This is a genomic window from Actinokineospora sp. (genome assembly GCF_050699995.1).
Classification (GTDB): Bacteria; Actinomycetota; Actinomycetes; order Mycobacteriales; family Pseudonocardiaceae; genus Actinokineospora.
The window spans coordinates 1-15723 of record NZ_JBOHGC010000283.1; the positions used below are offsets into that span (position 1 = coordinate 1).

At 69.4% G+C, this 15723-nt stretch carries 13 protein-coding genes and 1 pseudogene; 6 read left to right on the forward strand and 8 right to left on the reverse strand.

Annotation, left to right across the window (positions count from 1 at the left end; all coding sequences use genetic code 11):
• Together ACRDSQ_RS14165 and paaI are read right to left on the reverse strand one after the other, a co-directional pair.
• Nucleotides 1-134: pseudogene (locus tag ACRDSQ_RS14165) on the reverse strand (nucleoside deaminase); the annotation flags it as partial.
• Nucleotides 135-144: 10 nt separating this feature from the next.
• Nucleotides 145-510 carry a hydroxyphenylacetyl-CoA thioesterase PaaI gene (gene paaI, locus ACRDSQ_RS14170; protein WP_431421541.1) on the reverse strand — a complete coding sequence of 122 codons (366 nt, stop codon included), beginning with the start codon at nucleotides 508-510 and terminating at the stop codon, nucleotides 145-147.
• A gap of 134 nt (nucleotides 511-644) precedes the next feature.
• Here paaI and icmF point away from each other — a divergent pair, with 134 nt between their 5' ends.
• The 4 genes from icmF to ACRDSQ_RS14190 all read left to right on the forward strand — a co-directional run bounded on the left by icmF (nucleotide 645) and on the right by ACRDSQ_RS14190 (nucleotide 6884).
• Complete coding sequence (gene icmF / locus ACRDSQ_RS14175) at nucleotides 645-3887, forward strand: fused isobutyryl-CoA mutase/GTPase IcmF (protein WP_431421528.1); 3243 nt, start codon at nucleotides 645-647, stop codon at nucleotides 3885-3887.
• A gap of 64 nt (nucleotides 3888-3951) precedes the next feature.
• Nucleotides 3952-4809: a 3-hydroxybutyryl-CoA dehydrogenase gene (locus ACRDSQ_RS14180; RefSeq protein WP_431421530.1), complete on the forward strand. Its 858-nt coding sequence runs from the start codon at nucleotides 3952-3954 to the stop codon at nucleotides 4807-4809.
• A 122-nt stretch (nucleotides 4810-4931) separates the two neighbouring features.
• The gene (locus ACRDSQ_RS14185) at nucleotides 4932-5705 is read left to right on the forward strand and encodes a nuclear transport factor 2 family protein (protein WP_431421531.1); all 774 of its coding nucleotides are present in this window, start codon (nucleotides 4932-4934) and stop codon (nucleotides 5703-5705) included.
• Nucleotides 5706-5885: 180 nt separating this feature from the next.
• Complete coding sequence (locus ACRDSQ_RS14190) at nucleotides 5886-6884, forward strand: beta-ketoacyl-ACP synthase III (protein ID WP_431421532.1); 999 nt, start codon at nucleotides 5886-5888, stop codon at nucleotides 6882-6884.
• Nucleotides 6885-6890: 6 nt separating this feature from the next.
• On the opposite strand, the gene ACRDSQ_RS14195 is transcribed toward ACRDSQ_RS14190, so the two are convergent.
• The 6 genes from ACRDSQ_RS14195 to ACRDSQ_RS14220 all read right to left on the reverse strand — a co-directional run bounded on the left by ACRDSQ_RS14195 (nucleotide 6891) and on the right by ACRDSQ_RS14220 (nucleotide 14445).
• Entirely contained in the window at nucleotides 6891-8267 is a 1377-nt protein-coding gene (locus tag ACRDSQ_RS14195; RefSeq protein ID WP_431421533.1) for a GH1 family beta-glucosidase, read from the reverse strand.
• A gap of 12 nt (nucleotides 8268-8279) precedes the next feature.
• Entirely contained in the window at nucleotides 8280-9506 is a 1227-nt protein-coding gene (locus tag ACRDSQ_RS14200; protein ID WP_431421534.1) for an MFS transporter, read from the reverse strand.
• A 208-nt stretch (nucleotides 9507-9714) separates the two neighbouring features.
• Complete coding sequence (locus tag ACRDSQ_RS14205) at nucleotides 9715-10920, reverse strand: UDP-N-acetylglucosamine 2-epimerase (protein WP_431421535.1); 1206 nt, start codon at nucleotides 10918-10920, stop codon at nucleotides 9715-9717.
• Nucleotides 10921-11074: 154 nt separating this feature from the next.
• Nucleotides 11075-11734, reverse strand: a complete 660-nt coding sequence (locus tag ACRDSQ_RS14210) for a response regulator (RefSeq protein ID WP_431421536.1) — start codon at nucleotides 11732-11734, stop codon at nucleotides 11075-11077.
• Nucleotides 11731-13557 carry a GAF domain-containing sensor histidine kinase gene (locus ACRDSQ_RS14215; protein WP_431421537.1) on the reverse strand — a complete coding sequence of 609 codons (1827 nt, stop codon included), beginning with the start codon at nucleotides 13555-13557 and terminating at the stop codon, nucleotides 11731-11733. The genes ACRDSQ_RS14210 and ACRDSQ_RS14215 overlap by 4 nt, the downstream gene beginning before the upstream one ends.
• Before the next feature lie 333 nt (nucleotides 13558-13890).
• On the reverse strand, nucleotides 13891-14445 hold the full coding sequence (locus ACRDSQ_RS14220) for a histidine phosphatase family protein (protein WP_431421538.1): 555 nt from the start codon (nucleotides 14443-14445) through the stop codon (nucleotides 13891-13893).
• A gap of 211 nt (nucleotides 14446-14656) precedes the next feature.
• On the opposite strand from ACRDSQ_RS14220, the gene ACRDSQ_RS14225 reads away from it, so the two are divergent.
• Both ACRDSQ_RS14225 and ACRDSQ_RS14230 read left to right on the forward strand, forming a co-directional pair.
• Nucleotides 14657-14866, forward strand: coding sequence for a CbtB domain-containing protein (locus tag ACRDSQ_RS14225; protein ID WP_431421539.1), 210 nt, complete (start codon nucleotides 14657-14659; stop codon nucleotides 14864-14866).
• A gap of 8 nt (nucleotides 14867-14874) precedes the next feature.
• Nucleotides 14875-15654 (forward strand): CbtA family protein, encoded by a 780-nt coding sequence (locus ACRDSQ_RS14230; protein ID WP_431421540.1) that lies wholly within the window; start codon nucleotides 14875-14877, stop codon nucleotides 15652-15654.
• Nucleotides 15655-15723 lie beyond the last annotated feature (69 nt).

The window sequence follows — 15723 nt, forward strand, 5'->3', positions numbered from 1 at the left end:
AGGTCCGTGGTCACCTGGTTGGTCCCGCGCGAGAGGACCTTGCCGTCGCGGACCACCAGCGCGCCGAACGGGCCGCCGCCCGCGGCGACGTTGTCCTTCGCCAGGTCGACCACCTCGGCCAGCCAGGGCAGCATGACGGCCTCCCTACCTCAGGGTTCGGCTCCGGCCGCGGAACTCGGCCACGACCTCGTCGCCCCTGGTCACTGTGACGTCGTAGATGCCGCTGCGGCCGTAACGGGTGCGCTCCAGCGCCGTGGCGACCAACTCGTCGCCGAGCTTGACCGCCGCCACGAAAGTGATGTCCGCTCCCGCCGCCACCGTGACCGGGCCGTGGCTGTTGCACGCGCAGGCGAAAGCGGTGTCGGCCAGCAGGAACACGTACCCGCCGTGGGCGATGGCGTGGCCGTTCACCATGGTCTCGGTGACCGTCATCCGCATGGTGGCGTGCCCGGGCCCGGCCTCCAGCAACTCGATGCCCAGCGAGGCCGAGGCGAGGTCGTCGGAGAGCATGCGGGCGACGGACTCAGGGGTCGGTACGGTCGTCACGGACTCATCGTAGGCGGAGACGTGCACAACAGCGTGGTTGCGCTTCCGATAGTAGGAAGACAAACTATTTAGGTACGGCGACCCACGGAGGCTCGAGCATGTCCGCACCGCAGTTGTACCGCCCCGCGCACCCGGTCCGGTTCGTGACCGCGGCCAGCCTGTTCGACGGGCATGACGCGGCGATCAACATCATGCGGCGCATCCTGCAGTCGCAGGGCGCAGAGGTCATCCACCTTGGCCACAACCGCTCGGTCCGCGAGGTCGTCGCCGCGGCCATCCAGGAAGACGTCCAGGGCGTGGCCATCAGCGCCTACCAGGGCGGACACGTCGAGTACTTCACCTACCTGGTCGAGCTGCTCACCGAGCAGGGCGCCGGGCACATCAAGGTCTTCGGCGGCGGTGGCGGTGTCATCGTGCCCGACGAGATCAAGCTGCTGCACTCGCGCGGCGTCGAGCGCATCTTCTCCCCGGAGGACGGTCAGACGCTCGGCCTGGCGAAGATGATCAACTCGATGATCGAGGTCTGCGACCACGATCCGTCCGAGGTCGCCGCCGCCGACGCGCACGCGCTGCTCGCGGGCGACCAGCGGGCGCTGGCCAGGGCCATCACCCAGATCGAGGCGGGCAACCTCGCCGACGACGCCCGCGCGGCCATCGCCGAAGCCGCCGCGGCCCGGCGCGTGCCGGTCCTGGGCATCACCGGCACCGGCGGCTCCGGCAAGTCCTCGCTCACCGACGAGCTGGTCCGCCGCCTGCGTCTTGACCAGCAGGACAAGCTCCGCGTCGCGGTCATCGCCGTCGACCCGACCCGCCGTCGCGGTGGCGGTGCGCTGCTCGGCGACCGCATCCGGATGAACTCCCTCGACGGTGAGCAGACGTTCTTCCGCAGCCTGGCCACCCGCGGCGCGGCCTCGGAGGTCCCCGACGGGCTTGCCGACGTCATCGCCGCCTGCAAGGCAGCGGGCAACGACCTGGTCATCGTCGAGACCCCCGGCATCGGCCAGGGCGACGCCGCGATCGTCCCGTTCGTCGACACCTCGCTGTACGTGATGACGCCGGAGTTCGGCGCCGCGTCGCAGCTGGAGAAGATCGACATGCTGGACTTCGCCGACGTCGTCGCGATCAACAAGTTCGAGCGCCGTGGCGCCGAGGACGCCCGCCGCGACGTGGCGCGCCAGATCGTGCGCAACCGGGAGGCGTTCGGCAAGTCCTGGGAGGACATGCCGGTCTTCGGCACCAGCGCCGCCACCTTCAACGATGACGGCGTCACCGCGCTCTACCAGGAGCTGCGCGGCCTGCTCGCCGACAAGGGCGTCCCGTTCGCCGAGGGCGTCCTGCCGCACGTCGACACGAAGGTCTCCACCTCGGCGGCGACCATCGTGCCGCCCGCGCGTGCCCGGTACCTCTCCGACATCGCCGAGACCGTGCGCGGCTACCACCGGGCCACCGACGCCCAGGTCGAGGCCGTGCGCAGGCACTCCGCGCTCAGGGAGGCGCTGACCGCGCTCGCCGAGGCCGACGCGCCGAGCACCGACCTCGACCGGATCACCGCCGAGGCCGCGCGCCGGGTCGACCGCGACACCGAGGACCTGTTGGCGCAGTGGAAGGTCACCGCCGAGCAGTACCGGGCCGAGGAACTCGTCGTGAAGGTCCGCGACAAGGAGCTGCACACCCAGCTGTGGCGGGAAACCCTGTCCGGCAACAAGGTCCCACGCGTGGCGCTGCCGCGGTTCGACGACGAGTCGACGCTGCTTCGCTTCCTGCGCAAGGAGAACCTGCCCGGCAGCTACCCCTTCACCGCGGGAGTCTTCCCGTTCAAGCGCGAGGGTGAGGACCCGGCGCGCATGTTCGCCGGCGAGGGCGACGCGAACCGCACGAACCGCCGGTTCAAGATGCTCTCCCACGGCAACCCGGCCACCCGCCTGTCGACCGCGTTCGACTCGGTGACCCTCTACGGCCGCGACCCCGACACCCCGCCGGACGTGTACGGCAAGATCGGCACCTCCGGGGTGTCCATCGCCTCGCTCGACGACATGAAGGCGCTCTACGACGGCTTCGACCTGACCGCGCCGACCACGTCGGTGTCGATGACGATCAACGGCCCCGCGCCGACGATCCTGGCGTACTTCCTCAACACGGCGATCGACCTGCGCGTCGACGCGTTCGTGGTGGAGCACAACCGGCAGCCCGATCCCGAGGAATACCAGGAGCTTTCAGCCTGGGCGCTGGCGAACGTGCGCGGCACGGTGCAGGCCGACATCCTCAAGGAGGACCAAGGCCAGAACACGTGCATCTTCTCCACCGAGTTCTCGCTGCGGATGATGGCCGACATCCAGGAATGGTTCATCCAGCACAAGGTTCGCAACTTCTACTCGGTGTCGATCTCCGGCTACCACATCGCCGAGGCCGGGGCGAACCCGATCAGCCAGCTCGCCTTCACGTTGGCCAACGGCTTCACCTACGTCGAGTCGTACCTCGCGCGCGGCATGGAAATCGACGACTTCGCGCCGAACCTGTCGTTCTTCTTCTCCAACGGCATGGACGCCGAGTACTCGGTCATCGGCCGGGTCGCGCGGCGGATCTGGGCGGTGGCGATGAAGGAGCGCTACGGCGCGGGGGAGCGGTCGCAGAAGCTCAAGTACCACGTGCAGACCTCGGGCCGGTCCCTGCACGCGCAGGAGATGAACTTCAACGACATCCGCACGACGCTGCAGGCCCTCTGCGCGCTCTACGACAACGCCAACTCGTTGCACACCAACGCTTATGACGAGGCGATCACCACCCCGACCGAGTCGTCGGTTCGTCGGGCGATGGCGATCCAGCTCATCATCAACAAGGAGTGGGGTCTGTCGATGAACGAGAACCCGCTCCAGGGTTCCTTCGTCATCGACGAGCTGACCGACCTGGTGGAAGAGGCGGTGCTCACGGAGTTCGACCGCATCTCCGACCGCGGCGGCGTCCTGGGCGCCATGGAGACCGGCTACCAGCGCGGCCGCATCCAGGACGAGTCGATGCTCTACGAGCACCGCAAGCACGACGGGTCGCTGCCCCTGGTCGGCGTCAACACCTTCCTGCCGGAGAAGGGCAGCGAGGACGAGGTCTTCGAGATCGAACTCGCCCGCGCGACCGAGGAGGAGAAGCGCTCCCAGGTCGACCGCACCCGCGCCTACCAGGAGGCCCACCGCGCCGAGGCGCAGGAGGCCCTGGCGAAGCTGCGCGAGGTCGCCGCGTCGGACGGCAACGTCTTCGCGGTCCTGATGGACGCCGCGCGGGTCTGCACGCTCGGGCAGATCACCGAGGCGTTCTTCGAGGTCGGCGGCCAGTACCGCCGCAACGTCTAGGTCTTACGGTAAACAGTGTGGCGGCAGTGTTGTCGACAAAGGCGTCGAATCAGGGAGTGAAGCAGTGACCGAGACCAGTCGCGTCGGCGTGATCGGATCGGGCCTCATGGGCTCGGGCATCGCGGAGGTCTGCGCCCGCGCGGGCCTGGACGTCATCGTCGCCGAGGTGAACGCCACGGCCCTCGACTCGGGCCGCGCCCGCATCGAGAAGTCGCTGGCCCGGGGCGTGAAGAGCGGCAAGCTCGCCGGGGAGGACCGTGACGCGGCGCTGGCCCGCATCCGGTTCACCACCGACCTCGCCGACTTCGCCGACCGCGAGGTCACGATCGAGGCTGTGGCCGAGGACGAGGCGATCAAGACCGAGATCTTCGCGACCCTCGACAAGGTCGTCGAGGCCGACGACGCCATCTTCGCCTCCAACACCTCGTCCATCCCGATCATGAAGCTGGGCATGGCCACCGCCCGCCCGGAACACGTCATCGGCGTCCACTTCTTCAACCCGGTGCCGGTGCTGAAGCTGGTCGAGCTCGTCCCGTCGCTGCTGACCGCGGAGGAGACCAAGACCCGCGCGCAGGCGTTCGTGGAGACCGCGCTGGGCAAGCAGGTGATCCTGTCGCAGGACCGCGCGGGCTTCGTCGTCAACGCCCTGCTGGTCCCGTATCTGCTGTCGGCTATCCGGATGATGGAGTCCGGTTTCGCCTCCGCCGAGGACATCGACAACGGCATGGTCCTGGGCTGCGCCCACCCAATGGGCCCGCTGCGGCTCACCGACCTGATCGGCCTGGACACCACCAAGGCCATCGCCGACTCGCTGTACTCGGAGTTCAAGGAGCAGCTCTACTCCGCGCCCCCGCTGCTGCTGCGCTTGGTCGACGCGGGCCTGCTGGGCAAGAAGTCGGGCCGGGGCTTCTACCAGTACTGACGGGTCCTTCGGTCCTAGCCGTATGCACCCGAACGGCGCAGTATTCACGGTTGGCGGACTGGGGGCCGCCGTGCCTCAGCAGCCGGACGGGTGGCGCCCGGCTGGCAACCGTGGGAGTCGCCATGGCAGACCTGAAGATCAGTGGAGTGGAACGCACCGGAGAGGTCCGCAGGTTCCGGGACCACGGCAAGATGGTGTTGGGCACCGCGGGTGGGATGACGCTGGGCAAGGGCATGTTCGAACCGGGCTGGCGCTGGTCCGAAGACGTCAAGCCGCTCGCGGGCACCGACTCCTGCCAGGTCCACCACCTCGGCTATGTCCAGGCGGGCGCGATGGGCATCCGGCTCGACGACGGCCGGGAGTTCGAGATCCACGCCGACGACCTCGTCGACATCCCGCCGGGCCACGACGCCTGGGTGGTCGGTGACGAAACCTGCGTCATGCTCGACGCCTCACCGGACGCCACCGGGTACGCGACCGGCCCGGCCCAGCGGGTCGCGCCGTACACCGATGACAACGCCGCCGCCGTGCGCAAGGGCTACGCCGCGTTCAACAGCGGCGACCTCGAAACCCTGATGTCGGTCCTCGCCAAGGACTGTGTGCAGCACGTGCCCGGCAAGAGCCAACTCGCGGGCGAGTACAAGGGAATCGACGCGGTGCTCGGCTACTACGCCAAGCTCGGCGAGTTGACCGACGGCACGTTCCGGCCCGACCTCATCGAGGTGCACAGCGACGGCAAGAGCCACGTCTGCGCCGTCCACCAGGTCACCGCGACCCGCAACGGCGTCACCAGGGTCAGCCGCGGCTCGCTCGTGTTCACCTTCTACGGCGGCCACGCCACCGACCTGCTGGAACTGCACAGCGACCAGGCGGGAGACGACGCCTTCTTCTCCTGAGCCAACTGAAAATCCGGCCGCGACCGTCGGAAATGACGATGTCATTACCGGCGGGTGTTACCCGCGAGTCACTTTGGAACGTGAAGAGAATTGCCGATATGAAATGCGAAATCACCGTTTAGTGTGAGAATTCGGTCACAAGTCCGGCGTTACTCTTCGGTAGTTGTACAAAGTGACGAAGTGGCAGTCATCGCCTTGCGCGACCAGGATCGAACGACCGGAGCCCGCCTCATCGGCGTGGGCTCATATCGCCCTACCGCGGCGGTTCCCAGTGACGTCATCGCGGCCCGCTTCGGCCGGACCGGCGAGTGGATCCGCGAGCGCACCGGGATCATCTCCCGCCGCTTCGCGGGCGACGAGGAGACCGTCGAGGGCATGGCCGTCGCGGCCGGACTCGAGGCGCTGACCGCGTCCGGGTTAACCGCCGCCGACGTCGACCTGGTGATCGTGGCGACCTGCAGCCACCCCGCGCCCATCCCGAGCATCGCCTCGGGGGTCGCGGTCCGCCTCGGCGCGCTCACCGCGGCCGCGTTCGACCTCAACGCCGCCTGCTCCGGGTTCTGCTACTCCCTCGCCGTGGCCGCCGACGCCGTGCGCTCCGGCTCGGCCCGGCACGTCCTGGTCATCGGCACGGAGAAGATGACGTCCCTGGTCGACCAGACCGACCTGGGCACCTCGATCATCTTCGGTGACGGCGCGGGCGCCGTGGTGGTCGGCGCCTCCGCCGAACCCGGGATCGGCCCGATCGTCTGGGGCAGCGACGGCTCGGCCGCCGACCTGATCCACATCCCCGCGGGCGGCCTGATGCACATGGAGGGCCAAGCGGTCTTCCGTTGGGCCACCACCGAGATCCACCCCATCGCCGTGCAGGCCTGCGACCGCGCCGGCGTGCGGCCCGAGGACCTGGCGGCGATCGTCCCGCACCAGGCGAACCTGCGCATCGTCGAGGCGCTCGCCCGCAAGATCGGCGCCCCGAACGCCGTGGTGGCGCGCGATGTGGTCGACCACGGCAACACCTCCGCCGCGTCGATCCCGATGGCGATGGAGCGAATGATGCGCGAGGGGCAGGTCGATCCCGAGGGGCTGGCACTGCTCGTCGGGTTCGGTGCCGGACTCACCTACGCGGCCCAGGTGGTGCGTTTTCCGAAGATTTCGGAAAAGGTGCCGGTGAATGCCTGACCGGAATTATCCGGCCTGCTTGCCGATCATCTCCTGGAACCAGTAGTAGGAGTCTTTCGGCGTCCGCCGCTGCGTGGCGTAGTCGATGTGGACCAGGCCGAAGCGTTCCGCGTACCCGGCCGCCCATTCGAAGTTGTCGGTGATCGACCACGCGAAATAGCCGCGGACGTCGATCCCATCGGCGATCGCCTCGGCCAGGGCACGCAGGTGCGAGTCGTGGTAATCGATGCGGGCCTGGTCCGGAACGTGGCCGTCGACCGGGTCGGGGTCGTGGTACGAGCAGCCGCTCTCGGTGATGTAGATGGGCGGAAGGTCCTCGCCGTACCGGTCGGCGAACATCGACACCGTCTCGCGCAGGCCTTCCGGCGCGACGGGCCAGCCGAAGTCGGTCGTCTGGTAGCCGACGACCGGGCGCGGCTCGAACGGCAGACCCGGTGGCAGCAAAGCACCTTCGACCACCGGGGCCGGTCCGTCGGTCGCGGACGCGGCGCCGACGACGGTGGGCTGGTAGTAGTTGATGCCGAAGAAGTCCAGCGGCGTGGAGATCACTTCGAGGTCCTCGTCGACCGGTCCCGGCATGGCCTCGGCCAGCTCGTCGACCGGGTAACGCCCGCGAAGCAGCGGGTCCGAGAACAACCAGTTGACCAGAGTCGTGTAGGTCTCCGCGGCGGTCATGTCCGCGTCGGCGTCGGACGCGGGCCACACCGGCCCGTGGTTGCTGGCGATCCCGATGGTGGAGCACCCCGCAGCGCGCAGCGCCTGGGTGGCGAGACCGTGGCCTAGAAGCTGGTGGTGCACGGCGGGAAGCGCCTCGAATCCCAACGCCCGGCCGGGCGCGTGGTTGCCCAACGCGTAGCCGAACATGGTGACGACCACGGGTTCGTTGAGCGGCATCCACATCCGCACCCGGTCGCCGAGCCGCTCGCCGACCGCGGTGGCGTAGTCGGCGAAGTGGTGGACGATGTCGCGGCTGATCCAGCCGCCGTCGTCCTCGAGTGGCTGCGGGGTGTCCCAGTGGAACAGGGTCGCCGCGGGGGCGATATCGGCCGCGCACAGTTCGTCGACCAGCCGGTCGTAGAAGTCGAGTCCCTTGGCGTTGACCGGGCCTTTGCCGTCGGGCACGATCCGCGGCCACGCGATGGAGAACCGGTACGCGCCGACACCGAGGTCGCGCAGCAGGGCGACGTCCTCGCGGTAACGGTGGTAGTGATCGGTCGCGACGGCGCCGGTCGCGCCGCCCACCACTCGATCCGGCTGCGCGGTGAAGGTGTCCCAGACCGAACGGCCGCGGCCGTCCTCATCGACCGCCCCCTCCACCTGGTAGGCGGCCGACGCCGCGCCCCACAGGAAGCCGGCGGGGAAGTCGGGGAACGGCTGCGGCATGCGGGTTTCCTCTCAGCGAACTGTTTTGATCCGGAAGACCAGCGCGGCGCCGAGCAGGCCCACGCCCGCGGACACCGTGTACAGCGCGGGATATCCGCCCAGCCTGCCCACGATCGGCGCGGCGACGACGGGGGCGAGCACTTGGGGGAGGGTGTTGGCGATGTTGATGACGCCGAGGTCCTTGCCGCGGTCGGCGGCGGCGGGCAGCACCTGGGTGATCAGCGCGAAGTCCACTGAGGTGTAGATCCCGAACGACACACCCAGGACGGTCGCGGCGACCAGGGCGCCCGGCCACGTCGGCCACACGGCGAGCAGCATGGCCGCCACCGACATCACGACTCCGGAGCCTGCCACGAAAACCCGCCGCCTGCCGACCCGGTCGGACCAGTACCCGCCGATCAGCACCGTGCCCAACAGGGCCACCGCGTACACGCCGGTGAGGACCACGACGCCGCCCTCGGGGTCGCTGACCCGGACCTGGTCCTTGAGGTAGAACAGCAGGTAGAGCAGCGCGATCGCGTTGCCGAGGTTGATCAGGAACCGGGTGAGCCACGCCCACGCGAAGTCGGGGTGCTCGCGGGGACTGATCCAGAAGCCGCGCAGGAACGCTCTGGTGTCCCACGTGGGCGCCGCGGCGATTGTCCGGTCGCGACGGAGCAGCACGAACGGCAGCGAGCCGAGGACGACGAACGCCGCGCAGGCCGCGTATCCACTCAGGACGGTTCCGCCCGCGTAGGCGAGGCCGGTGCCGCCCAGCACACCGACGGTTTGGGCCACGCCGAAATACCCGCCCGCGACGCCTCGTTTGGCCAGTGGCACCTGGTCGGGGATCGCGGCGCTGAGTGCGGCGAAGGGGGCGTTGAGGGCGATCTGGGTGAGTGACCAGCCGACGATCATGCCCGCCGTCGACTCCGCGGTGGCCAGGACCATCAGGCCGCCTGCGCCCGCCAGTGCGCCGCCCGCGACCCAGGGGATGCGTTGGCCGAACCTGGAGGTGGTGCGGTCGGAGAGGGCGCCCCAGAGGGGGTTGGCGATCATGGAGAAGAGGGCGCCGATGCCCGCCACCAGGGCGAGGATGGCCTCTTTGTCGGCTGGGTCGATCAGGTCGGCTTGGGTGCCCAGGAGGATTTGGAGGGGGCCGTACCAGCCGACGAAGGTGGCGACTGTGGCCAGGCAGAAGGCCAGGATCCAGCGGGTGGGGACGGCGGTTTCGGCGGGACTCGCCTCGGTGGTGCTCATGGCCCAGCCTCCCCGGTTCGTGGAACGTGAGACAGAATCACGTAAGGATTGTGGGTGGGGGCTTTCGCGTCAAGGGCTTGCTTCGGGGCCTGGGATGTTGGCTTGGTGGTGGGCGCCTGTTTGGCCCCTTGCGATTTGGAGGGGCGGGGAGCCGTCGTTCGGTTACGACGTCTCACTGGGCCTCGCTGCGCTGTCGAACGCTGCTATGTCACAGCCCTGGGGTGAATTCTCGGGGTCGGCTGCGTAGGCCCAGAAGCCATTCCACGGCCTGTTCGCATCGCACTGCCGCGAAGCCGTCGCCGAAGGGGTTGTCGGCGGGTGGGACCGCGAGTCGCTCTACTTGGCTCAGTACCAGCTTTTCCGCGATCCGGGCCACAATCGCGCGGTCCGGGGCGGCGGTCCAGGGGTAGCCGGGTCGTTCTGGCTCCGCCCACACTCCTGCTCCGCCGACGATGACCAAGGCGGGCACGCCGAAGCTTGGTGCCTGTTCGGCCAGTACGTCCGAGTCGGTGACCACGGCTGCCGCGATCGACAGCAGGCACACCTGGTCGGGGTGGTCCACGGGGTCGATGATCGTCACCCGCACCAGCCTGCCGAGCACGTCGTCGGCTACCAGGCGGAGTTCGCTTTCGTAGGCGGCTGGGAGCACCACTTCCAGGTCCGGGGTGGCCAGCACCAAGTCGGCGATGCCGTGCAGCACGGCGGCCAGGTCGTCCTGGCTCCAGCGCGGGGAATCCAGGGAGACGAGGACCATTCGGCTGCCGTCGTGCAGGATCGCCTCCTCCAGGGCCTGGACGCGGTCGTCGGCGTGTTCGTGGTGGCGTTCGATGGCGCCGAAGCCCGCGTCCACCGCTGTGCTGCCCACGGTGACGACCTTGGGGCCGCCATGTGCCTCACAGGCCAGGTTCGCGGCGGCGTCGGCTGTGGCGGCCAGGTGCAGGGAGCTGATCTGGGCGATCAGGCGTCGGTGGCCTTCCTGGGGGAAAGGCGCTGTCAGGTCGTGTGATCGCACGCCGGCGTCGAGGTGGACCACCGGGATTCGGCGCCAGAAGGCAGCCATGGCGGCGCTGAAGGCGATGGCGTTGTCGCCCTGGACGAAGACCGCGTCGGGGGCCAAGTCGGCGTAGGCGCGGTCGAGGGCGTTGAGCAGCCAAGCGGCGCCCTGGGTGGTCTGTCCGTCCAGTGTGGACTCGATGACCAGGCTGGGTAGGAAGTCGAAGGCCGCGAGGGCCTCGCCGACCTCCTCGGTCAGGTCGCCGCAGGAGATGACGATTGGGCGGACCCTGGCGCTTCGGCGCATCGCCGCCGCGACGGGGGCGATCTTGACGGCGGCCGGGGCGTCGCCCGCGACCAGGCAGACGTGGGGCATGCGGCCCGGTTCGGGCGCGGGGAGCGGGACAAGCGTGTTCGGCATGACCGTCACCCCTTCCGCTGGAATCCCCGCTGAACCGGATTCGTTGCGCGGTAAGACTTGGACGGCTCCGACGCTACCGCCGGCGATTCCCCGACACGGCTTCGACACGCCGACCTCGGCGGTTACCACCCGGCTTGGTGACGATCCGCGACAGTCACTCGCGCGGTGCGGGGGTCCGGGTGTTCTGCAGCCGGGTCGCGTAGACCGCGGCCTCGGTGCGCCGGTCGAAACCGAGCTTGTGCAGCAAGGTCGAGACGTAGTTCTTCACGGTCTTCTCGGCGAGGTATAGCTGACCCGCGATCTGCCGGTTGGTCATGCCCAGGGCGATCAGGTCGAGGATCTTGCGCTCCTGCGGGCTCAGCGCGCCGTAGCGCGCGTCCTCGCCGCGGCCGCTGCGCAGGCGGTCGAGCACGGTCGCGGTGACCCCGGCGTCGAGCAGCGAGCCGCCGCCCGCCAGCGTGCGCACCGCGGCGACCAAGTCGTTGCCGCTGACCTGCTTGAGCATGTACCCGGCCGCGCCCGCCATGATCGCGCCGAACAGGGCCTCGTCGTCGGAGAACGACGTCAGCATCAGGCACGCGGGCGGCGGCACGACCGAGGACCGCAGGTCGCGGCACACGCTCACGCCTTCGCCGTCGGGCAGCCGCACGTCGAGGATCGCGACCTGCGGGCGCAGCGCGGGCACCCTGGCCAAGGCCTGGGTGGCGTTGGCCGCCTCGCCGACCACGGTGATGTCCGGTTCGGCGTCGAGGAGTTGCCGCAGGCCCCGACGGACGACCTCGTGGTCGTCGAGCACGAACACCGAGATGGTCATGGATCGGTCTCCTCGTCCGGATCGGCGTCGGGATGCCTGGGCAGCGGCACGGTCCAGCACACCCGGGTGCCGCCCCTGGCCGGGATCTCGAAGTCGCACTGTCCGCCCCAGCGGTTCGCCCGCTGGACCATGTTGGCCAGGCCACTGCGGTACGGCAGGTCCCCGGGCAGCCCGAGGCCGTCGTCCTGCACCAGCAGTTCCAGCCGGGTGGCCCGCCGGTCGACGGCCACCGTGACCTGCACACCGCACGCGTGCGCGTGGCGCACCACATTGGACAGAGCCTCGCGCAGCGTCGCGATCAGGTCGCCGTGGGCGTCGGGCGGCACGACCGAGTCGAGCGGCCCCTCCAGTCGGACGGTGGGTTCGTAGCCCAATGAGACTGTGGCGTCGGAAATGGTCCGCAGGATCTCCCCGCGCAGGCTGTATGGGCCGTTCGCGGGTTCCTGCAGCGAGAAGATGCTGCGGCGGATCTCCCGGATCGTCTGGTCGACGTCGGCCACGTACGTGCTGAGCCGGTCGATGACGGGCTGGTCGTCGAGCCCGCGGACCAGGCCCTGGATGCCGATGCCGACCGCGAACAGCCGCTGGATGACCAGGTCGTGCAGGTCGCGCGCGATGCGGTCGCGCTCCTCGAACAGGGCCAGCCGCTGCCGGTCCTGCTGGGCCTCGGCGAAGTCCATCGCCTGGGCGGCGTGCCCGGCGTAGTTCTCGACCATGCGCAGGTCGTCCTCGTCGAACGGCGCGGAGCCCAGGTACTTCGCGACGATCAGCACGCCCATCGGGTGCGGGCCGGTGCGCAGCGGGACGAAAATCGCCGGCCCGAGGTCGGCGATCGGCCCGGGAAGCCGCTGGAAGGTGTGGGCGGACCGGGCGAACGCGGCCTTGCCGAGCTGCTCGATCATCCGGCCGCGCCCGGTGCTGAACACGTCGCCGGTGATGCTGTCGACGATCGGGATGCGCAGACCGTGGAACACCGGCGCCAGGGCCCCGTCGCCCGCGCGGACCGCCAGGTGCTCCGGTCCGTCGGGCACGCAGACCGCGGCGATGGCGGCATCGGGCACGGCCCGGGCGCGGGCTGCCACGAGCCGTAGCCCCTCATCGGTCTCCGGGCCGGTGCGCAGCACCGAGGTGACCTCGTTGGTGGCCCGCAGCCACTGCTCGCGGCGATGGCTGGCCTGGTACATCCGGGCGTTCTCGATCGCCAGCCCCGCCGCGGCGGCCAGCGCACCCAGGACTTCGTCGTCCTCCTCGTCGAACCCATCGCCACCGACCTCGTCGGCCAGGTACAGCGCGCCCAGGGTCGCGCCCCTGGCCCGCACCGGGACGCCGATGAACGAGCCCATCCGGGGATGGTGGTCGGGGAAGCCCACGGCGGGCGGGTGGGTGGCGACGTGGTCGAGCCGGACCGGGCCCTTCGCCTCGATCACCAGCCCGAGGACGCCTTCGCCCGACGGCAGCGCGCCGATGGCGGCCTCGGTCGCGGCATCGACACCCGTATGGGTGAACTCGACGACCTCGCCGTTCGCGCCGATGGCGGCCAGCGCGCCGTAGCGGGCGCCGACGAGCTCACAGCCCGCGACGACGATGCGCCGCATGACATTGCGCAGCGACAGGTCGCTGCCGACCGAGAGCACGGCATCCAGGAGGTGGCGGACCCGGTCCTGCGACACCTTCGCGGCGGCGGCCAGGTCGATCAGGTCGTGCAGGATCGGATCGGTGGGTCTGTCAGCGGGTCTCGGGTGCGGGTCTGGCCGCTCGGCGGGTGGCGTGTCCGTGCCGCTGTCCTCGCGGCCACGCCCGTTCTCCGCCCCTGTCTTCAACACCGCCCACCGCTTTCGCCCGGGCGCCCTGTGGCGCCTGCACCCGTGGAGGGATCGTGTCCGCTCGCGCGGGTGATACATCGATTCGTCGAATTACACGCGATCGAGTCTTTCCTTGGTACTACCGTGGCCCCATTCGTCGCTGTGCGCAAGAGCGGAAGTGACGCGGAGCTATCGGTTAATCCCCGCCGTGAAGATCGTTTAGCTGGTGACCCCTTCACGGATAGTGACGGTTCGTGCTGGTTCGACCACCCGTCGCTACGGTCGGTAGACCGGGTGGCGCAGTCCCTTGATTCTTTCGAGCGATACGACCGGGCATTCGTGAATGCATGGGACCTATTCCGACAATTCGTTCGCGGTAATCCAGCGCAAATTCCAACGGTGTGGACCGCCGCGGAAAACGGTGCGTGACAATGGTGTCACGTCGATTCGCCAGAATGCCGGCGGATCCGCGCCAAGGGTGGTCACGATCATCGCCTTGACGACGGCGGGGTGGGTGACCGCGACGATCCGCCTGCCCGGCTGAAGATCGTCGAGCCAGTCCGCGACCCGGGCCAGCAAGTCCACAATGGACTCTCCGCCGTGTGGCGCGGCCTTGGGATCGGTGAGCCAACGGGCGACCTCCTCGGGCTCGGCGCCCGCGACCTCGTCGAGCCTGCGGCCCCGCCAGCGGCCGTAGTCGCAGTCCCGCAGCCGGTCATCGATCTCGGCGCTCACCCCGAGTGCCGCCGCGGTCTGCGCACAGCGCGTCTCCGGCCCCCGTGAGGCACTGTCCACCCGACCCGGTCCGGCTACGTCGAGCGACCGCTCGACCGGTTCGTCGCGGGGAAACGCCGCCATTCGGGTGGCCGCGGTCGCGGCGTGGCTGACCACCGTCAACGTCGCGCTCATGAGATATCCCACCGTCCGAACGGCCGCGTTGACAGTGCCATCCCGGCTCCAATACTTTTCAGAGTCGACCCTGATGGTAGAAGGAAGCCGGTGAGAATCCGGCACGGCCGCGCCACTGTGATCGGTCCCGGAGCACCCGGAGCCGAAGTCAGACCCTCCACCATCGCCCCGCTCCACTGACTGGGCCGCGTGAAGCCCCGAGGAGGATCTCATGACGCATGCCGTCGCGAACCCCACCCCGATCCCGCTGAGCATCCCGATTCGGCAGACCCTGCCGTACGCGATCTTCGTGGGTGTTCTGTCCCTGCTCGCCGTGTACTTCGTCGGAGCGGAGCAGGGAGCGCTGGCGATCTTCGAGGGCACCGCTGTCCACGAACTCGTCCACGACGCGCGTCACCTGCTGGGCTTCCCGTGCCACTGACCGATTCCGTGACCGACGCTGAAACCCGGCCGGAGAGCGCTTCGGTGCTCACCGTCCGGTCGGTACTGATCTGGGGTCTGCTGGCCGGTCTGGTCGGCGGGCTCCTGGCGTTCGGGTTCGCCGCCGCTTTCGGCGAGCCCTCGGTCGACCGCGCCATCGCCATCGAGGAGGCGGGAGCGCCCGCGAGCGAGTCCCACGGGCACGGCGCCGAACCGGCCGCCGAGGAGGAAGAGGGCTTCACGCGGGCCTTCCAGTCCACGGTCGGCCTGGGCATCGGCTCCGTCGTCTTCGGACTCGGCCTCGGTGGGCTGTTCGGCCTGGCCTTCGCGTTCGCCTACGGCCGGATCGGCACCCGCACCCCGGGTTCCACCGCGCTGGCGGTGGCGGGCGTCGGCTACGTCGCGGTGGTCCTCGTGCCATTCCTGACGTACCCGGCGAACCCGCCCGCAGTGGGCAGCGCCGACACCATCGGCGACCGCACCGCCCTGTTCTTCGCGATGATCGGCATCTCCGTGGTGCTGGTGATCGCCGGGACGGTGCTTGCCCGATCGCTGACCCCGAGGCTCGGCGGCTTCACCGCCACCGCGGTGTCCGTGCTCGGGTACGTGGTCGTGGTGACAGCGGTGGCGAAGCTGCTGCCGAGCTTCCAGGAGATCCCCAAGGATTTCCCCGCCGACCTAATCTGGGACTTCCGGATCGCCTCCCTGGGCACCTCGGCGGTCCTCTGGGCAACGATCGGCACCACCTTCGCCACCCTGATGTCCCGCAGCTTGCGCCGCACCCCCTAACACAGTCGCGAGTCCCCACCTCACGACAATGAGTCCCCACCTCACGACAATGAGTTCTCATTTCGCGCC

What these genes read in the sequence shown, in the direction of transcription:
- paaI (WP_431421541.1), bottom strand. Translation starts at nt 510, where the DNA reads ATGCTCTCCGACGACCTCGCCTCGGCCTCGCTGGGCATCGAGTTGCTG.
- icmF (WP_431421528.1), top strand. Translation starts at nt 645, where the DNA reads ATGTCCGCACCGCAGTTGTACCGCCCCGCGCACCCGGTCCGGTTCGTG.
- ACRDSQ_RS14185 (WP_431421531.1), top strand. Translation starts at nt 4,932, where the DNA reads ATGGCAGACCTGAAGATCAGTGGAGTGGAACGCACCGGAGAGGTCCGC.
- ACRDSQ_RS14195 (WP_431421533.1), bottom strand. Translation starts at nt 8,267, where the DNA reads ATGCCGCAGCCGTTCCCCGACTTCCCCGCCGGCTTCCTGTGGGGCGCG.
- ACRDSQ_RS14200 (WP_431421534.1), bottom strand. Translation starts at nt 9,506, where the DNA reads ATGAGCACCACCGAGGCGAGTCCCGCCGAAACCGCCGTCCCCACCCGC.
- ACRDSQ_RS14205 (WP_431421535.1), bottom strand. Translation starts at nt 10,920, where the DNA reads ATGCCGAACACGCTTGTCCCGCTCCCCGCGCCCGAACCGGGCCGCATG.
- ACRDSQ_RS14210 (WP_431421536.1), bottom strand. Translation starts at nt 11,734, where the DNA reads ATGACCATCTCGGTGTTCGTGCTCGACGACCACGAGGTCGTCCGTCGG.
- ACRDSQ_RS14220 (WP_431421538.1), bottom strand. Translation starts at nt 14,445, where the DNA reads ATGAGCGCGACGTTGACGGTGGTCAGCCACGCCGCGACCGCGGCCACC.
- ACRDSQ_RS14225 (WP_431421539.1), top strand. Translation starts at nt 14,657, where the DNA reads ATGACGCATGCCGTCGCGAACCCCACCCCGATCCCGCTGAGCATCCCG.